The organism is Candidatus Nitrosocosmicus sp. R (assembly GCF_054408505.1).
This window is the reverse complement of sequence record NZ_CP167090.1, coordinates 855,971-871,005: the sequence shown is the minus strand read 5'-3', so window position 1 is coordinate 871,005 and position 15,035 is coordinate 855,971. Positions and strand designations below refer to the sequence as shown.

The window sequence follows — 15,035 nt, the reverse complement described above, 5'->3', positions numbered from 1 at the left end:
CAAAATCAGATATTTCTTAAGAATTAATGTAATAGGCAACACTGATAAAATGATTAGTGGTCGATAACACCTTAATCAAGAGGGTTTCAAACAAGACCACTTCACATTCAAACGGTTCAGGTGCCAAAACCTTAAATTGGAATATGGTTCCTAATGAAAATTGGGTTAACTTGGCATGTAATAGAGTTGTTTTAAAGTAGAATGCTACATGTGCAAAAAAAGATTTATTCTTTTCATTATGAACCTGCTAACCTATGAAATGAAGAGCGAAATAAACTATCCAGCTAATATTATTTCTTTAAATTGCCATCGGACTGTACTGAGCCATCAGGATTGGGAATAAACTTATCAATGTTAGGTATCTTATGATATTCTTCATTTAATCTAGCAGCATTAGAGAGGTAATTATCTTTAATGAGGTCCAACTGGCTGAGCATTGATTTTTTTGATTCCTCATTTAGAATTAAAAAATCAGATTCCATCTTTTCAATATTTTTTACTATCTCGCTATTTCCAAACATGCTATAATAGGTTTTCATTATAGAAGCATTCGTTTTGATAATTTGTATTTGTTGATGATATGCGGTTTCAATCATGCTTTTGAACTGGGTATAACTTAATTCGATCGCTTGTATATGCTGAAGATATGTGGTTTCAATCATGCTTTTGAACTGGGTATAATTTGATCCGATCGCTTGTTTCTGCTGAAGATATGCATTTTCATATATGTTTTTGAATTTTTCATTTGCAGTCATATACAGTCTAATTTTTTACTTAATAATTATATAAATATTGTTATTTATTAATTGGACTGTTCATTCACTCATTTTCGATTCACGATTATGATAACCACAAAAATGGATTGTGAAAATATGATTCAAGGTGGAATAGAGTCCAATACTTCACTGGCATAAGAATCAGGATATTGGGTAAAGTCCCGATTTAAAATCCGAAGATATGGATATGCTTTGAAATGTCAGATTAAATGAAATAGTAATCAAAGGTAGACCTAACTTTCGAAAATAATAAATTACACAAATCTCACTCGATCCTCGAATTTAATTTTTACTTTTTCAAAATTTTTATTTTAGTAACAGCATTGTTGGGGGTTTTAGGATTTGGATTTCGCTTTAATGAAAGTGAGTCCCAACTTATACGTACAAGAATCATGGAAAACGTACTACAATCTCGATAGGCTCGGTCATGTATCTTCAGCATACTATCGCAAGGTCTGTCAGTAATAGATCAACATAATAACATCCTATCCAAACTCAGTTCATATGGGTATATATCAGGATAACCAAAGAGCATTAGTCTTACAGGGTGGAGGCTCACTTGGTGCATATGAAGCAGGAGCCTACCAAGCACTATATGAAAAGGTTACCAAAGCAGACAAGGAAAAAGGAGAAAAAGATAAACCATTCTTAAATATTGTCGCTGGAACATCAATAGGTGCGCTAAATGCTGCAATACTTGTAAGCTATGTGACAGAAAATAATACGTGGGAAGGCTCTTCAGAAAGGCTAAATGAGTTTTGGGAGTATTTGTCAAAGGAATCACCACTAGACCGTATTCCGGGTTTTACTGCTTGGTGGGATTTTCTACATAACTATATTCACCCCGGTTTTGCTTCTGGTGAAGCTGCAAGAAGATATTATTCATCAAAGCTATCTGTGATTACAGGAGTACCTACAGTCTTCTCCCCTTTAGCCCCGCTAGGTGATACTAGGTTTTTTGATCCTCTAAATGTATGGTATCGTTTTGACAGTGGACCGCTAAAGAGAAGTTTAGAGAGATTCGCAAAATTCCCTATCGCAACAAGTTTCGATGAGAAATCATCATTACCTCAACCAAGACTCATCCTCGTGAGTGTTGACGTAGCAGAAGGGGCCCCTGTAACATTTGATAGTTATGAAACGGAAGATGGCTCCAGAAAATCTGGATATGGAAAATATATTACTCATGATGGAAAAGAAGTTAGACATGAACATGTTATTAGATATAACGACGGAATTACTTCAGATCATGTTATTGCAAGCGCCTCGGTGCCTATCAATTATAGTTATACTCCCTTAGAAGTAGAAAGTTACAATAGCAATAGCGCTAATTATGAAAAGAATGTGCGCTACTTTTGGGATGGAGGAATAATGAGTAACACTCCCTTAACACAACTTGTTAGACTGCACCGTCTTTATTGGCTAAAAGTAAAAGGTTTGAAAGATTCAGTTCCAAGATTAGGGATAGGTATCGTCAATGTTCATCCAGTTAAACAAGACACAATTCCTTTGGATCATGATGGTGTTATGAACAGAAATAGTGACATAACCTATTCAGACAGAACAGGACGAGAGCAACAGGCTTTGTTGCTTGTATCAGACTATGTGGATCTGGCAAGGGAATTGATCAAGATTGCAAAAGATGCTGGTGCAAAAGATGATGTCATCAATAATTTATTGAATAAAAATACAATGAACCACGGCCAAGCAATCAAACCTAGAAAATACTCGGACATGCTAATAGGACAATTTGAAATAGAAAAAGTTGTAAGAATAAACCGCAAAAATGATGAGAACACGATATCAAATAAGATATTTGACTTTTCACCTAGAACAATTAAGCACTTGAGAGAAAGTGGTTATAGAAATACTATGGATCTTAGTGACGTTGACTTTGGTTGATGCAATGGCAGATATAGCTAGTAGGTAGCATTATCTTTCTTGCTTAATCAGTTATGGAACTTAACCGTAGTGACCTATAAAGAAACATCCATCATCATTATGATGGATATGGTTTGAGAATTGCCAACACATTCAGATAAATCTTGGATTTATCAGAACTGACAAAGAGTGGTACCCAAGAACCAGATATGAAAGTAGGGTATATTCAAACTAAAGCTTGATTAGCATGCAATCTTTTTCCATAATCTAAAAAAACAAGCATACAAACTCCAGGCCATGTAACATCGAGTCATTCTCAAGTGCTGTCGATCTAATATCATGATGATAAGGCCAGATAAATCTGACATGATAGTTTTTACCTATATTTAGTAAATCGAAGCCAAAAATATTTCAGAGGTATGAGATAATATATAGAAATCAATGCAAATAATATAATAAATATTTGAGTATTTAGAAATGAAATAGCAATCGCTATCGAGCATAGTATTAATCCTACAATTACTCTTCTTGACACTATTGTTTTGAATTTGGGTTCGAGAATGCTATCTACTAAACGATGTTCTTTTGTAGCGTACTTCCATTGCAAGTATGCCCAAATTAGAATTATCATAATATAGATTCCATATATGACGATGAGATCTGTTGATCTTCATATTTTCTAATTAGAATTAGAAAATGGCATGAATACTATGAACGTTAAATAAAAGATAGTTATCCAGAAGAGGATTCGAATCGCACGTTTGATGTAGTGAAATTGATCCTCATGAGCAATCCAAAAACCTAAGACTATGAAACTAGTTGCTTAGCTCCAAATATCCATCCCCAATTCAATTAATCGTTTTGGAAGCTCATTTTAAGCTTCTGGACTAGATAGATCAGGTACAACAATTTTCAATATTAACAGGGTCATAACTAATGCCAAAACAGCATTTGTGAGTGTTATGATATGATTTCAGCTAATACGATCTCCAACTTCACGTTTCAAGCTGTAATCACTAGCGTGAACTGTACTACAAAGCTGATTCAGTTGTATCTCAATATCTTTATATAATTTATAGCATGTGACGGTGATGAATGATAAAAGATCTATTTTAGGTAACCAGTTTGGATTTACATCCATTGCTGTAATTTTTCTTGTAACAGTACCTATGTTAGGAACATCTACAAGAGTTTTGGGACAAAATACTACAGTACCAAACATTGTTAATAAGACCATTGTAGATGATTATGATTATTATGGTCTACCAATTTACTACGATGAAGATAACGACAACTCCGATGGAGGTGACAACTATTATTACACTGATGACAGTGGTAATAACTACTACAAGGATCAAAATGGTAATAACTATTATACCAATGCTCAAGGTCACCACTATTGGTACGATAATGATGGTCGTAAGTACTATTATGTAGATAACAATCATAACCAGAAATTGCATTATGATGATAATGGTAACAAGGTGATTCATGATAATAGAATAGATAGCAGAACCGCCTATGATAATCAATCTAGTGGTACTCACAGCCACTATGCGATATACAATATTGGTAATCATGTGCAACCAAGTGATAGTGGGACATTTGTCCATCACACCGGAGTTACACATGAACACTATGGCGGAGGCTTTTCACCACAGAATGGCGGAGGTGAACATGGCGGCCTTGGAGGTCGTAGATAATTAGATATACCCAGTATTCAATATCCATCAAGTAAGCATCCGGCCCTCACCTGGGTGTGTTATTCAATAGAATGTTAGCATTGTATTGAAGTAGGGTAGTGATCAAATATTTACAACTAAAAGTGAGTAATACTACTGCTACATTTATAGCAGACATTAACTTCTCAAACAAACCAGGAATTATATCATTGCCATAATTACAATATTCTCATTTATTGCCTGAGTACTCTACCCCCATTAAATTCTTAATTAAAGAACAAAACATCATATTCAAATGTGATTAGACTAGCCCCTAATCTTGTTGCATCTGGTTTCTCCTAATACAGTAATTTAGCCAATCTTATTTAGTAGGATGTTCTTATTAGTGTAATTATTCTTCCTTTTTTGGTATCTATACTATAAGGATATTAACTTATCTCAACGTTAAGATCGGTCCTATCTGCCATATCTTTAATTAAAATTCCATATTCCATTTATTATCTGGGAAATGGATACCTCTATTACCTATCAATCTTACCGAAGAGACCCTTCAACAATAATAAAGTTGGAATCATTACAATTGGTAATATTATTGAAAGTTTGATGCTATAAAAGGTTAACAGAATGGATATGATGTAAAGAGTCGGAATTACAAAAAACATATTATGAATGCTTCTTAATTCCCTATCTCCCTGGGCAACACTCAGTGATTTATTGTGCATGTACTTCCATAAGAAAATTAAGATCAAATCAGTAAGAATCATTAGTAGTGATAGAAAAACTACTGCTGAAGCACTTTCGTACTGTACTTGTGCCAGAGTAAACACCGGTATTACTAGTATAAATAAAAAAAATACCAACGAAGTCAATATTACTATGTCATCAGGCACTGTGAGACGATCAAGTATCTTCATATATAGCATCCAAAATACAAAAATTACAAAAAAACTAGACACCATGCCATATAGTGTATCATAGAAACTGTCAAGCTCTGTTGGATCTGCTTGACCATCTACTAAGTTAGGAGGGATAAGATTATACGCAAGTATCGTTAAGGCGACCAAAAGAACAGAATCACTCAGACCTTTTAATCTTTCCACAGATAGGAATCCCTTCACTAAAACAAAATAAACGCCAATCTAATAATAACATTACAAGAGAAACCATTAGTTAGCTAATATCAAATCATAGATATTTATTACCGTCAAAGGATCGAAATTCCAGAATCTAGAGCAGCATATCTTTATTTGTAAAGAATGCATTCAAAACTTTCTAAATTAATACATGCTAATTGATATGGAAATTGGCAAAGAATTTTTTGCTAGTATGAATGTATACCTCAGAGGATTTTGTTATTCGTTACTTTAAAGAAGATTATTATTATACTTTTATACAAATCTTTATTGCTAAAATATTTATAAGAAAACCCCAAGGTATCATGACAGGTTAACAAATTTCTGTGTATGCGTAGAAGAAATTATTAACATTGTCGTTGCCAAGTAAGAGATTAAACCTCTGCAGATTGAACTTTATTTTTAATGGAATACAGACAGAGGTGCTAACTACCAACTATTCTCGAGAATCATGCAAGTTTTCGAAGTCAAATGAACTAAAAATACAATATGAATTCCCTCCTTAGGATGCGCTTTAACATATTCCAGTTGGTATTTTCAACCTTGCTTACTGATTTTTGCCGAAATAATTGCTTACGGAGAAAGCCATAATGTTACCAATAAAAAATATCATAACATTTTTATGAAAGAATTTACCATAATATTCTTAGTCATGTAAGATGAGTCTTGAATCTTCCTTAAATGATGAAGCATTCGTAAAATTTGAAAAATTAAGGGACAATTTTGAATGGTTTTATTCTAATTATGATGGATTGAAGAGAGATTTTAGCAATCAATATGTAGCGGTTAAAGACAAAATCCAAATAGATAATGATTGCAGCCTTGAAATATTGATAAAGAGATTGAAATTATCAAACTATGACGAATCAATTGCAATTGAATATGTGAACAATTAACTTCAAGTACTTTTTTAAAAAAAAAGAATTAACAAAAAGACGTATCTTAGAAATTCTTTTAATATAATAATGAATTGAAATATATCTGGTCTCTTTAGAAGACTGCTCTCACCATATTGATATCACTTGCAATCGTCCCCATAACCGACAGTTACTTCAATTTTTGGTAGTTTAATGAAATTCTATTTTGTGTTAATTCTCAGTAAGACATTATCAAGATATCTATCAAATGCGAAAAAGCCTCCCTCAGATAGGTAAAAAGACATTAGTAAAATGGTGTAGAGTATAAACAAGAGACTGTACTGAAAGTTTATTGTACCTTTACGGTAGTCCCGAGAATCCTGCTTACGCTGTCAACCCATGTCTTTTTGTTTGCTTCCTCTTCTACTCCGAGTAGCCTATTCATCATTAGGCCGTTGTAAACTGCAATTAGGCTCATAACAATGCAATCAATCTCATGATCTTCTATAATGGTGATTTTTTGGTCATTCTTGAGGTAGCTAAGGATATGTTCTTTCATGACCCCAAAAATCTGTTTGTGTTGAGAATATAGTATTGATCTTAATTTTGCATTCCGTGTGGATTTTGACAAGATTTCTAGAAAAATTATGTAACTATTTTCAAAATGACTAAAATTATTGTAATATTCTTTTGTATCGGAAATTAATTTTTGATTCTTTGTATTATTGAATTCATCATTGGTATCGAATAATGAAAATAATTGTTTTCTTAGATCAACCAAGTTCTTTTCACACAATGCATAAAAAAGGTCCTCTTTACTCTCAAAATAGATATAGAGAGTTCCCTTGCTCACATTTGACTCTAAAGCTATATCGTCCATTCTTGTTTTATCAAACCCTTTTTTAGAAAAAGAAATTAGTGCAGCGGCAATGATCCGATCTCGAATTTCTAACTTGTGTTGTAAAGTAACTTTTGCGCACATTATTCAAAAATCACTTCATCAGATTTTGAATTTTTTTCCTTGAAACCATCGATTCTTTCGTAAATCCGGGAAGATAGTATCCCCAGAATAGCACCGATAATAATGGTTATTGGCAATACCACGTGTAAAGAACTTTGAAAACTTGGAATTATATCAACAATAGTTACAAATCCGGTCTGCTCCAAATCCACAGGCATCAGGTAATTAGACAGTGTCAGAGGAAGAAGAGGATATCCGACAACATAAAAAAGCGAACCAGAAATAGCACCGGCTATTGCGAATTTGAGTTTATTGCTAATTATTCTATTGCCCAAGGGCAATTTGTCGTAAACTAGCATGTCGACTAATACAAATGGAATAATTGATAATAGGTAAAAAGGGAGTAAATTCGAGAGTGCTTGAGAGGGTAGTATATTTGTAAATGCGGTCAATAAAATTGCTCCTGTTGCTATGGCGCTAGCGAACCCGAATGTATGGGTTTTCCTCAAAACAAATAGGAACAGTCCTGAATTAATCAATGGCAATAATACTAACGCCATTAACGATTCTGCTATTGGGTTTAGATTAAAGTTAAACAGTTCGCCATCAGAAATTGGCAAAGCAAGCATGTAAACATAAGTTATCAAATTTAGCCATACTGCAATTAGAGCAGGGACTATGAGAATCCTCCCAATTTGATAAAAGGCGCCGGTCTTGACAAATGAAGTTAAACGAACCAGCCCGATTACTACAGCTAAGGAATTGATTAGCATTCCTGTAATTAACATCAGATGTGTTGGACTCAGAAATCCATCGACACCGAAGGTTTGGTGCCAAATAAAATCACTTGGGCCCGATATAATTGAAATTATTGATCCTATAATAAGTAATTTGAATGATAGAGTTAAACCGTGCCTCTTTAATTCTCCAAATTTTAACATTAGGATAGCTCCAATGATGGAAGAAAGTGATAAAATGCCTATGCTAGTGTAAAGTAAGGCATGAGAAGGTGTAAAAAACGATTCAGGGCTTGACAATAAATGTGAAGTGACATCCCAATTACCAGCACTTATTTGCATTAAGGAACCAACAGATGCAAACATCAACACAACCCTAGAAAATTTAAGAGCAGTGGTCGATGGGGAATGGATCGGTTCCATATATCTACCTAGCAAACAAGTCATATAAATATTACTGACTGGTCAGTCAACAATATCATGTTTAAACAATTATAGAAAAATACGATCACCTTATAGAACATAAATATATTAGCTCAGAATTTTGAAATAAAAATAAAGTAAATGACAATATTCAGTCCATTAGATTGCCATATGAAAATAGAAAATTTGAACCACTGAGTGACCAAAGGTAGAAAAATTAATAAAATATAAACCAATCGGATATGAATTAAAGGGGCTACCCACCATGGCATCAGTGGTAGGCACTAGATTTCATAATCTCTCTTGAAAGTTGGGATATATTCTATGATATTATCATATTTCCTTACAAAGTCATTTCCCTTGGGAGTCGCTATGAATCTTTGTTTTTTCTCATCAAACAATAATAAATTCAAACGTATCAAGTCTGCCAAATAATCATTCAATCTTTTATATGAACTGTAATAACTTAGTTTATTCTTGGTTTGATATTTCCCTATGCAACTCTTTACAATTAGGTAGAAGATTTGACACTTATCCCGATACTTTGTTTTACCCCTTTCTCTTCCCTTTATCAGCAAACTGATTTCAATGTCTCTAATAGTCTAGTTAGATTAAATACAGGATAAAAAAAAATATACTCATTTGTCAAATAATAATCGTTTCTTCAAAATGATAGAAGATTCTTATCAGATGTTCTTGATTGGTTTTATTGTCTCCAAATAGCACTTTTAAAAGAAATGTTTTGATAAGATTCTTCTGCCACCCCTTTGTATTCACATATTTTCCCTCACAAGGTTTTGATTGACTGATTTGAAAAGAGATTCTCTATGGTGAATAACAATAATATCTCTATTGGATGCTGGATTATTGAAGGTCAGACTACCATCATAATGAGTAAGATAATAAATTCAAGAATTCAAGTCAGTGCAGAATATGACAAAAATTCTATAATTATACCAATTAAAGGTATTATTATGAGAAAAGAACTTCAAACATAACAGTTGTTACTAAATCAATTTTTTCTGATTTTTGATCTCTTTATCCTTTACCAGCCAATATGTAACCAATATTATTCCAAATATTGGAAAAGAGGAGATGAAAACATATGGGAAAACAGCTAATAAGGTGGAGGGCTCAAAAATATTCATACTGATATAGCAAAATACCATATATTTATTTCATATTTTGATACAAGATAATTGTAATAGTTTGTTGACTTTATGATATTTCTAGGGCCATTAAATTGGCATCTTCCCCATCTCTATAATAAGATTTTAATACTGATTTGATTTGAAACCCGAGTTTTTGGTATAACGAGATAGCAGGACCGTTGCTAGTACGAACTTCCAAATATATCTCGTCACCTTTTCTTGTTGATATCCCGTTAATTCCCTCCATCATCAATGCCTCACCGATATTTTTTCCTCTGTGCTCTTGCAACAATGCTATGGATACAACATGTCCCTTTTTCACGAACCCGAGTTTCCTAAAATTCGAGAAGCCAAACTCTAATTTGCACATTATATAGCCCACTACCATATTATTAATTTCAGCTATGATGAATGCTTCTGGAATTTCGCGTAAGAGAGACTCAAAAAAATACTCGGTATAATGTTCCGGAAGAGTCTTTAAATTAATGCTGATTACTGAATTTAAATCCTCGTAAGCACATCTTCGGATTAAATAGCCGTTAACTCTCCTTAATGCTAATTGCAAACAGTATATGATATTTAAGACAAATTATTTAACTTTATCAAATAAATCTCGTCAAAGTTCCAAATGGATGGTGGTCGCATAAGCTGATGGTTTAAATTGGATACTTTGAATAGAAAATTTAAAATTAATGTATTCAGAGGATAGGAAAGCGATATTAATCACATATCCAAACCAATTTGCCCTATCCGAGGCGAAAGGCCTTGCTGAATCAATTGGGTATTCCATCCTAGAAGTGATTAGCCAAAAAAACATTACCCGTTCTAGATTTGGTGTTGGAAAGGGGAAGGCAGAAGAGATCAAAGAAAGAGTTGCAGCACTAAAACCTGATGTAATCATATTTGATGAGATACTAAAACCAAGTCAACAATACAATCTTGCAAGATTGTGCAAAATAGACATTGTGGACAGAGAAAAATTGATTCTAGAAATTTTTCTAAATAGAGCCGTAACAAATGAATCAAAGATTCAAGTAAAGTTAGCACAACTAAAATATGATATTGTCCGAGTGAAAGAAAAGGCAAAACTTGCAAAGTTAGGGGAGCAGCCCGGATTTTATGGATTAGGAAAATACGATGCTGATGTGCACATTTTGGACATTAAGAGGAGATCCGCGTTATTGAAGAAAAAACTACAGGCAGAAGAGAGAAAAAGAGCTCTCCACAGGGTCCAAAGGCTCTCAAATAGCATTCCATTGATATCGTTAACCGGTTATACTTCGGCGGGTAAAACATCGTTGTTTAACATTCTAACTAACGAGAATAAAGAGACAAGTACGAAACTTTTTACAACATTGACGACCTTTACACGTTCTTCTGAGATTGAAGGGAGGAAAGTTCTTGTATCAGATACAATAGGGTTCATTAGTAAGTTACCCCCGTACATGATTGAAGCCTTCAAGTCTACATTATCTGAACTGAATTATGCTAATGTAATTTTGCTGATAATTGATTTTGCTGATGATGTTCCCATTATCAAGAAAAAATTGATGAGTTCCCTGGAAATCTTATCAAAATTGCAAATTCCATTTCAAAAATGTATACTAGTACTTAACAAAATAGACATGGTAAAAAACAATAAAATTAAGGACAAGATGAAAGAGCTAAATGTAACTGAAAACATTGATCAAATCATCCCAGTTTCAGCTCAACTGGGTTATAACCTTACAAAGTTAAAGAAAGTAATTTCTATGCAATTTGCAGATCCGCCATCAACAACATAAATCAGCCGATCCATCGATCAGTTGATAAATTAAGATTTGCTTTGATTACTATGTATTATTAAATCGAAAGGATTAAAAAATAATAATATTTATTAAAAAAAGAACTTGAATACTGAAATTCTGTCATTCGAATTTGAATGGTATCTGCGAGATTATTTCTTTCGAATAAACAATAGGAAAGATAATGACTTTAAGAGCATATTTGATACTAGCGAAATCTGCTGTTTCATGAAAGAAAATTATCTCAAATATAAAACATGGAACATGGAAGAGATAATCAAATTATTTAATATCGTTATAACTGATCTCCATCATAGAAATGTTTTAGTCATCAAGGAAGACTCTGGCGCAATCATGCTAATATCAAAGTTTGTACGAAAGCAATGTGCAAATTGCTATTACATTAATTATCTTGCCTCATCGGAGTCACCGAATTGCCACAGGTGCAAGTCCGATAATTTGAAGGATTTTCCACCTAAAAAATAATCATATATTGAAATTAGAACTTGGGTCCATAGTAGATTAATTAGTAGGGAGTTATTGAAATTAAATGAGACTAACAAGGGTTATGTAGGATGAAGTTATCTAATCGATTTCATGGGTTGGATTCACTGGCAAGTAGAGGATTGGAATGGGTATATATCGAACAGCCGACCAGGGAAAAAATGGACCTGGTTTCCAAAGAATATTCACTTCATGAATTAAACATTGAAGATTGTTTGTCCAAAAATCAGTTGCCCAAAATAGATAGGTACGAGGATCATGTTTTTATTATTTTACAATTTCCGACGACCCAGAAGGAAAAAACTTCCCCTAAATTTAGCCAACTCTCATTATTCATTGGAAAAGACTTTTTAATATCCATTCATCATGGTGACTTGAAACCACTCTCTGAGCTATTTCAGGCTTGCAAATTAGATAATGGAAAGAACAAACAAAACATAATGGGAAATTCTCCAGGATACCTTTTGCACTCAATCTTAGACGCCCTGGTAGATGATTTACTTCATATATTGATGAAGGTAATAGGCAACCTGGATGATATTGAGGATGCAGTTTTTGATGACCAAGTGGCAGTGGCAAAAGAAATCTCCATGTTGAGGCGAGAAATAACTACTCTTCGACGTATAGTAGTCCCTCTGAAAAGAATCATGTTGGAAATCATTTCAAGGGACGTAAGAAAATTCTCTACCGACTTAGAAGAGGAAGATCTTATTTCTTATTTTAATGACATCAATGATCATGTTTCCAAAGTACTTGAAGCACTAGATGAGTCAAAAGAAACCATCGAAATATACAAAGATACAGATCATATGCTAAGCAGTGAGAAAACTAACAAGATATTGAGTTTCTTGACAATCCTGTTTACATTATCAATTCCAGTAACAGTAGTCGGAACTTTTTATGGAATGAATATCAATATCCCAGGAAGCACGAATTATAGCTACAATTTTATAGATTTTATGCCATTAATCGTTACCGCAGGATTTTCAGTTGGATCGGTGATCATAATGCTATACTATTTCAGAAAGCTAGGATGGCTTAACAATCTTACAAAGTAGTAAAAGAATCAAGCCAAACTCGTCATTACTCTTTTGGTTACTGATCCTGTTCTAAATAATATAATAATTTTAATACACTTTTATAAAACATTAATACTTTTTTATTCAATGGAAAATAGAAAAGTCATTGTCACAGTTTTTACTTTTGCAGCAATACTTGTGAGTTTTAGCATTGGTAATGTGTTTGCACAAAATACAACAGCCATGTATCCTAACGATACCGAAACAGTCCAAGAATTTGAAGGAAGAGGGTAATAACACTGGAATTCTTGAAAGCGATACAAGCATCAGCAATCCAGTAAATGACTTAGAGGATAGTCTTTCAATTAACGAAAACGAAAGTAACTAGCCATCATTTTTTTGATTCAAACATCACTTTTTTCTATAATTTATCGGGTCAGAGATTCATGTCCTTTGCCCACGCATGAACGGCATTTCGAATTTTTTCAGAAATTCTATTCAACTCATTTAATATTTGAGATTGATCGTCTGATTCGAGTTCTTTAGCGATAATTTCATACCCCCATTTTGTTAGTGTATGAACTGGTTCTGGTTCAGTCTTTTCAGATCCTTGTCTAGTTTCAAACATCTTTCTAAATGCCATATGTGAAAAATTTTGACCCGGAGAAGCACCATGAAAATGGAAAATATATGGTTTGATTGAAACGATTTCTCCAACATTAAGTGATCTTATGGTAAGATTCTCAAAAGTCGAATCCAACAAAGAATTAGACTTGTTAGTCTCTATTTCACCAATCACTCCATTTCCGTACACAGGAACTAAGAATTGTTCAGTTTCATGAAAATGAATAGTAGTCAATGCACCAGTAGAAAATTCTACAAAATATACTTCCTGATCATTACTATTAGATTCATTATAAATTTCTCTAATTATTACCTGGCCGTCAAAATAATAAGGATTAACTTTTTTTTCATTTGAATAGTACAGATTTTTTTTATTCACATTGATTATTAAAAAATCTAGAATTTATTCTAAATGGTTTAGACATTCCGGATTTCAGCATCCATGGTCAAGACAGGTGATTAGGTTATTGCTTGATGAGAGCTTTGCGGGAAACAAGTATGCAAAAACAATTACAAGATGCAATTCGCGATTACATGAATGAAAATGGCATTCAATAAGTGTTTACTCGCAACCTAAGAGAAAAATATTTTAGGATAAAGGATAAATTGAAAAAGATTGTCAAGTTGATTTCATTATCATTGTATCATCAGGAATCCCCATTATGCTAAATGGTGTTTACCAGAAATTTCCTTTATCAGAACAAGTCAATTCCGCTCCACAGTTTAGGCATTTTAGATGACAGACCGTAATCTCCCCCATAATCGAACCACACCTAATGCACTCTATTTTTGTTCTTTTCAGGTCGGGTTTTACGGTGTAAATTTCTCGCTCCAATTCGCTATGCAATAATTAAGGGACTAATTTGTTTTATATTTTTGTGTCAACATCGGGTTCTACCACAAGAATAGTCATACTTATCTAGAAAGGTTTAGGTTTAAATATCAAATAATTGTGCGAAATTAGAAATTAATTTTCTTGTTCAAAGTGATCCGGAGTAATTATTCATCACAATCGAGAGCGGTAATAAATCTAACATGATTTTTGAGGCGGATTTAGTTGTAAAGTGAGATGTAATTAGTAAAGAGTTAGAACCTATCATTTATAGACCATTTTTGACTAGGAATAAATGAAATGGATGGAAATAGCGGGAGATTCGAAAAGTTCACAATGTTCTAAAATTCCAGACAAACTAGAGAATGTAAGCGTTGAAAATCCTATTTTGATTGCCATATGTGTAGATGCATTGATCCAGAATTATTTTAAACTTATGCGGTAGCTACAATCACTACACACATCAACTGATAATAAAACAACATTAGGTTGGTCAAAGTAATACTTTACCTTCTTTTCAATTATTTTATTACAGTGATCACACTTGATATTACGAAAAAATTGGTCGATTTCTATCGTCACGATATTAATAATCTAGCCATAATACTTGAGCTTTTAGAAGTTCAAAGGCTTTTCAGACAAAGCATATCAAAGACCCACTCATTACTATT

General features: G+C 33.2%; 16 protein-coding genes. 8 read left to right on the top strand and 8 right to left on the bottom strand.

Features of this window, described 5'->3' with window-relative positions:
• Positions 1-290: 290 nt before the first annotated feature.
• Positions 291-755 (bottom strand): hypothetical protein, encoded by a 465-nt coding sequence (locus AAGU22_RS04510; RefSeq protein ID WP_458721036.1) that lies wholly within the window; start codon positions 753-755, stop codon positions 291-293.
• A gap of 525 nt (positions 756-1,280) precedes the next feature.
• Between AAGU22_RS04510 and AAGU22_RS04505 the strand changes: the two genes are divergently transcribed.
• A complete protein-coding gene (locus tag AAGU22_RS04505; RefSeq protein ID WP_458721035.1) occupies positions 1,281-2,678 on the top strand; it encodes a patatin-like phospholipase family protein in 1,398 nt (465 codons plus the stop codon).
• A 658-nt stretch (positions 2,679-3,336) separates the two neighbouring features.
• Here the strand turns inward: AAGU22_RS04505 and AAGU22_RS04500 are convergent.
• Positions 3,337-3,468 (bottom strand): TMEM175 family protein, encoded by a 132-nt coding sequence (locus tag AAGU22_RS04500; RefSeq protein WP_458721740.1) that lies wholly within the window; start codon positions 3,466-3,468, stop codon positions 3,337-3,339.
• 280 nt (positions 3,469-3,748) lie between these two features.
• Here AAGU22_RS04500 and AAGU22_RS04495 point away from each other — a divergent pair, with 280 nt between their 5' ends.
• Positions 3,749-4,360: a hypothetical protein gene (locus AAGU22_RS04495; RefSeq protein WP_458721034.1), complete on the top strand. Its 612-nt coding sequence runs from the start codon at positions 3,749-3,751 to the stop codon at positions 4,358-4,360.
• A 500-nt stretch (positions 4,361-4,860) separates the two neighbouring features.
• Here AAGU22_RS04495 and AAGU22_RS04490 read toward each other — a convergent pair whose 3' ends face one another.
• Complete coding sequence (locus AAGU22_RS04490) at positions 4,861-5,457, bottom strand: TMEM175 family protein (protein ID WP_458721033.1); 597 nt, start codon at positions 5,455-5,457, stop codon at positions 4,861-4,863.
• Positions 5,458-6,131: 674 nt separating this feature from the next.
• On the opposite strand from AAGU22_RS04490, the gene AAGU22_RS04485 reads away from it, so the two are divergent.
• Positions 6,132-6,368: a hypothetical protein gene (locus AAGU22_RS04485; protein ID WP_458721032.1), complete on the top strand. Its 237-nt coding sequence runs from the start codon at positions 6,132-6,134 to the stop codon at positions 6,366-6,368.
• Positions 6,369-6,678: 310 nt separating this feature from the next.
• Here AAGU22_RS04485 and AAGU22_RS04480 read toward each other — a convergent pair whose 3' ends face one another.
• The 3 genes from AAGU22_RS04480 to AAGU22_RS04470 form a co-directional block, all read right to left on the bottom strand.
• Positions 6,679-7,311 carry a TetR family transcriptional regulator gene (locus tag AAGU22_RS04480; RefSeq protein ID WP_458721031.1) on the bottom strand — a complete coding sequence of 211 codons (633 nt, stop codon included), beginning with the start codon at positions 7,309-7,311 and terminating at the stop codon, positions 6,679-6,681.
• Complete coding sequence (locus AAGU22_RS04475) at positions 7,311-8,393, bottom strand: hypothetical protein (RefSeq protein WP_458721030.1); 1,083 nt, start codon at positions 8,391-8,393, stop codon at positions 7,311-7,313. Before AAGU22_RS04475 ends, AAGU22_RS04480 begins: the two co-directional genes overlap by 1 nt.
• 341 nt (positions 8,394-8,734) lie before the next feature.
• Positions 8,735-9,028, bottom strand: a complete 294-nt coding sequence (locus tag AAGU22_RS04470) for a winged helix-turn-helix domain-containing protein (RefSeq protein ID WP_458721029.1) — start codon at positions 9,026-9,028, stop codon at positions 8,735-8,737.
• A gap of 249 nt (positions 9,029-9,277) precedes the next feature.
• Here AAGU22_RS04470 and AAGU22_RS04465 point away from each other — a divergent pair, with 249 nt between their 5' ends.
• Complete coding sequence (locus tag AAGU22_RS04465; RefSeq protein WP_458721028.1) at positions 9,278-9,448, top strand: hypothetical protein; 171 nt, start codon at positions 9,278-9,280, stop codon at positions 9,446-9,448.
• Positions 9,449-9,668: 220 nt separating this feature from the next.
• Here the strand turns inward: AAGU22_RS04465 and AAGU22_RS04460 are convergent, their stop codons facing one another.
• Positions 9,669-10,166 (bottom strand): GNAT family N-acetyltransferase, encoded by a 498-nt coding sequence (locus tag AAGU22_RS04460; RefSeq protein WP_458721027.1) that lies wholly within the window; start codon positions 10,164-10,166, stop codon positions 9,669-9,671.
• Positions 10,167-10,293: 127 nt separating this feature from the next.
• On the opposite strand from AAGU22_RS04460, the gene hflX reads away from it, so the two are divergent.
• From hflX to AAGU22_RS04445, 3 genes are all read left to right on the top strand, one after another.
• Positions 10,294-11,385 (top strand): GTPase HflX, encoded by a 1,092-nt coding sequence (hflX, locus tag AAGU22_RS04455; RefSeq protein ID WP_458721026.1) that lies wholly within the window; start codon positions 10,294-10,296, stop codon positions 11,383-11,385.
• Between the two features lie 575 nt (positions 11,386-11,960).
• On the top strand, positions 11,961-12,947 hold the full coding sequence (locus AAGU22_RS04450) for a magnesium transporter CorA family protein (protein ID WP_458721025.1): 987 nt from the start codon (positions 11,961-11,963) through the stop codon (positions 12,945-12,947).
• Positions 12,948-13,055: 108 nt separating this feature from the next.
• Entirely contained in the window at positions 13,056-13,202 is a 147-nt protein-coding gene (locus tag AAGU22_RS04445; RefSeq protein WP_458721024.1) for a hypothetical protein, read from the top strand.
• A 142-nt stretch (positions 13,203-13,344) separates the two neighbouring features.
• Here AAGU22_RS04445 and AAGU22_RS04440 read toward each other — a convergent pair whose 3' ends face one another.
• Positions 13,345-13,911, bottom strand: a complete 567-nt coding sequence (locus AAGU22_RS04440) for a cupin domain-containing protein (protein ID WP_458721023.1) — start codon at positions 13,909-13,911, stop codon at positions 13,345-13,347.
• Positions 13,912-14,659: 748 nt separating this feature from the next.
• Between AAGU22_RS04440 and AAGU22_RS04435 the strand changes: the two genes are divergently transcribed.
• Positions 14,660-14,809 (top strand): hypothetical protein, encoded by a 150-nt coding sequence (locus tag AAGU22_RS04435; protein ID WP_458721022.1) that lies wholly within the window; start codon positions 14,660-14,662, stop codon positions 14,807-14,809.
• The last annotated feature ends 226 nt before the right edge of the window (positions 14,810-15,035 follow it).